Below are 3,469 nucleotides of genomic sequence, written 5' to 3' on the forward strand. Positions count from 1 at the left end.
CTCGGGATCGGCGGTGACGATGGTGGCCAGCCGCAGCGCCGCCCGGGCCTGCTCGGGGGTCAGGCCCACGGAATCGATGAGCTCCTGGGCGACCTTCTCCTCACCGATCTTGTCGAGCTTGTCGACCACGCGCAGCACCTCGGCGAGGTCGGCGTCGGCGACACCCAGCGACTGGTAGAACCCTTGAGCCACCTTGCGGTTGGAGACGTGGATGGTGACCGCGGGAATAGGCAGGGCGGACAGGGCCTCGTGCATGACCAGCGGCATCTCGACGTCGTGGTAGAGCGGCAGGGTGCCGTCGCCCACAATATCGATATCCGCCTGGATGAACTCGCGGAAGCGGCCCTCCTGCGGGCGCTCGCCGCGCCAGACCTTCTGGATCTGGTAACGCTTGAAGGGGAAGTGGAGGGTGCCGGCGTTGTCCAGCACGTACCGGGCGAAGGGGACGGTGAGGTCGAAGTGGAGTCCGAGCTGCTTGGCCGGGTCGGTCTGTTCGGCATCGTCCGGATCGGCCTGCAGGCGGGAGAGGAGGTAGACCTCCTTGCTGGTTTCGCCCTTGCGGGTCAGTTCGGACAGGGGCTCCACGGCGCGGGTCTCGATTCCGCAGAATCCGTGCAGTTCGAAGGTACGGCGCAGTGCGTCCACAAAGGACTGCTCAATAACGCGAGCGGCGGGGAGCCACTCGGGAAAACCGGAGAGGGAGGAGAGGGCCTGTCGAACCTGTGCTGGAGCCATGGGCGTCATTGTGGCACGGCGCTGGTACCGACTTCGCAGACGTCTCAGCCTTCCCGATCACCGCCCCGGACCTTGGCCTCGGCCAGGTAGGGGTTACCACGGTGCTCGTGGGCCATGGTGGTGGTGGCGCCGTGACCGGGCAGCAGCACCGTGGCCGGATCGACGGCGCTGGCGAGGAAGCGCAGCGTCGCCCACATCTGGTACTGGTCGCCACCGGGCAGGTCGGTGCGGCCCACCGACCCCTTGAACAGGACGTCGCCGGCCAGGGCGATCAGGTAGTCGGCCTCCTGGATGTCGGTGGGATCGTCGAGGACCTCCGCCTCGAAGAGCAGCTGATTGTCTCCCAGGTGGGCGTTGAGGAAGAACATGGTGGAGCCCTCCGTATGTCCGGGGGCGGGGACCGCCTGCAAGGCCACGCCCGGCACCAGCTCGACGGCGCTGCTGAAGCCGGCCTGCGGGAACGGGCGCACATCCGCCGGGCGCAGCCACTGGGTGTCGGCCATGTCCGCGAAGGTCATGCCGTCGGCGGTGATACCGGTGGTGGTATCGGGGTCGTCAATGCGGTAGAGGTCCGGCTGGGGAATGTAGACGGGAACAGAGGTGGCGTCCCCGTCCGGCCCGCGGAGGATGCGTCCCTCGGTGACGGCTGCATCAATGAGCCGCTGGGCATCCCACACGTGGTCGGCGTGCCCGTGAGTGAGCAGGATCGCGCCCAGGCGGAGATTGTTCGAGCGCAACAGGGACATGGCCCCGCGGGCGGCGCCGGCGCCCGGGTCCACCACCAGGGCGGGACCGCCTGGTTCGGCGGCCAGGACGTAGCAATTGGCTCCGAAGATGGCGGCGAGGGTGCGTTCAATGAGCATGACGGCATGGTAACCAGCCCTCCCGAGCCTGGCTGTTCGCTCGTGGATCATTGCCGCGGCGGTACCGCCCGGCCGGGCCTGCGGGTAGGCTCGACCCCGAATGCCGCCTTCCGGCGGCGCGTCGTTGTCCGGCCGAGTGCCGGACGTGAACGGAACGGAGCGGACTACCCGCTGCCACCCCGTCAGATCCTTGAAGGAGCGCAATGACCGAGCAGACGCAGCCCACGGCCGAGGCCACGCAGATCCCGACCGAGGCGGAAACCGGGCAGGCTGCTAGCCAGACCCCGCCTGCGGCGCCCAACGCCGAGCAGTCCGAAACGCCGACACCTCAGTCGGACAACCAGCAGGCACCAGAATCTCCCCAGCCCCAGGCGGAGCAAACCCCCGACGTCGAGACTCCCGACGCCGAGGCGCCCGACCCGCAGCCTGACAGCGAGCAGCCTCAGGCCGCGCCGGCCGAGCCCCAGGTTGACCCCGAAGCGGCGATGGACGCCGCCAAGTGGGGGCGCGTCGACGGCGAGGGCAAGGTCTACGTCCAGGACGGCGACACCGAGCGCGAGGTCGGACAGTTCCCGGGTGTGCCGATCGCCGAGGCCATGGCCTATTACGTGCGCCGCTACCTGGACCTCAGCTCAACCGTTGATCTGTTCGCGGCCAGGCTGCCGCACCTGTCGGTGCGCGAGATCGACTCCACCATCAAGAGTCTGGACGAGTCGCTCACGCAGCCGGCCGCCGTCGGCGACCTGGAGGCCCTGCGCGCCCGCTTCGCGGCGCTGAAGTCGGTGGCGCTGGAGCGACGGCAGGCAGTGGCCGCTGAACGCGCCGCCGCCAAGGAGCAGGCGCTCAAGGACCGCACCGCGATCGTGGAGCGCGCCGAGGCTGTTGCCGCGCAGGACCCGGCCCGCACGCAGTGGAAGGCGTCCGGCGCCGAGCTGCGCACCCTGCTGGAGAACTGGAAGGAGGCGCAGCGGCGCGGACCGCGTTTGGACCGTCCCAGCGAGGACGCCCTGTGGAAGCGGTTCAGCCACGCCCGCACCACCTTCGATCGTCATCGCCGGCAGTACTTCAGCGAGCTGGACGCCAAGCAGACGAAGGTCAAGGCGGCCAAGGAGGCGCTCATCAAGCGCGCCGAGGAACTGTCCACCTCCACGGACTGGGCGGCAACGTCCGCCCGCTACCGGGAGCTCATGGCCGAGTGGAAGAAGGCCGGACGCGCCTCCCGCAAGGAGGACGACGCCTTGTGGGAGCGGTTCCACGCCGCCCAGCAGGTGTTCTATGACGCCCGCCGGGCCAAGGACGAGGCCGCGGAGGCGCAGTACGCCGACAACCTCAAGGTCAAGGAGGAACTCGCCGCCAAGGCCGAGGCGCTGCTGCCGATTAAGGACCCCAAGGCCGCACGCAAGGCTCTGCGCCCCATCCAGGAGGCGTGGGACGAGGCCGGCCGAGTGCCGCGCAACGCGGTGCGACGGTTGGAGTCCCGCATGCGGGCGGTGGAGGAAGCGCTGCGCCGCGCCGAGCAGGCCGAGTGGCGTCGTACCGACCCCGAGACCATGGCCCGCGCCCAGGGCCTGGCCAGCCAGCTGGAGGATTCCATCGCGGAGCTGGAGGCCGATCTGGCCGCGGCCAAGGACTCCGGTGACGCCAAGGCGCAGGCACAGGCGGAGGCGGCGCTCACCGCCCGGCGGGCCTGGCTCGACCAGGTGCGGCGTACCACCCGCGCCTGAGCGGGACTGCCCGGAACTCGTTCCGCTTCCCTGGCCTGGGTCTACGCCTGGAGATTGCGCCAGGCGCGACGGTGCAGCAGCACACCGGCGGCAACCGACACGTTGAGTGATTCGACCGCCGGATTCATCGGAATGCTCACCGTCGCC

3 protein-coding genes are annotated in these 3,469 nt (G+C 69.6%); 1 reads left to right on the forward strand and 2 read right to left on the reverse strand.

What is annotated here, in order from left to right; all coding sequences use genetic code 11:
* Both RWX45_RS05025 and RWX45_RS05030 read right to left on the reverse strand, forming a co-directional pair.
* Positions 1-744: ATP phosphoribosyltransferase regulatory subunit (locus RWX45_RS05025; RefSeq protein WP_410050676.1), on the reverse strand; the 744-nt coding region annotated here is incomplete at its 3' end.
* Positions 745-779: 35 nt separating this feature from the next.
* The gene (locus RWX45_RS05030; protein WP_316022674.1) at positions 780-1,598 is read right to left on the reverse strand and encodes an MBL fold metallo-hydrolase; all 819 of its coding nucleotides are present in this window, start codon (positions 1,596-1,598) and stop codon (positions 780-782) included.
* A gap of 203 nt (positions 1,599-1,801) precedes the next feature.
* Between RWX45_RS05030 and RWX45_RS05035 the strand changes: the two genes are divergently transcribed.
* Positions 1,802-3,322, forward strand: coding sequence for a DUF349 domain-containing protein (locus RWX45_RS05035; protein ID WP_316022675.1), 1,521 nt, complete (start codon positions 1,802-1,804; stop codon positions 3,320-3,322).
* The last annotated feature ends 147 nt before the right edge of the window (positions 3,323-3,469 follow it).

The organism is Actinomyces sp. MRS3W (assembly GCF_032465695.1).
Taxonomy (GTDB): Bacteria; Actinomycetota; Actinomycetes; order Actinomycetales; family Actinomycetaceae; genus Actinomyces.

What these genes read in the sequence shown, in the direction of transcription:
- RWX45_RS05030 (WP_316022674.1), bottom strand. Translation starts at nt 1,598, where the DNA reads ATGCTCATTGAACGCACCCTCGCCGCCATCTTCGGAGCCAATTGCTAC.
- RWX45_RS05035 (WP_316022675.1), top strand. Translation starts at nt 1,802, where the DNA reads ATGACCGAGCAGACGCAGCCCACGGCCGAGGCCACGCAGATCCCGACC.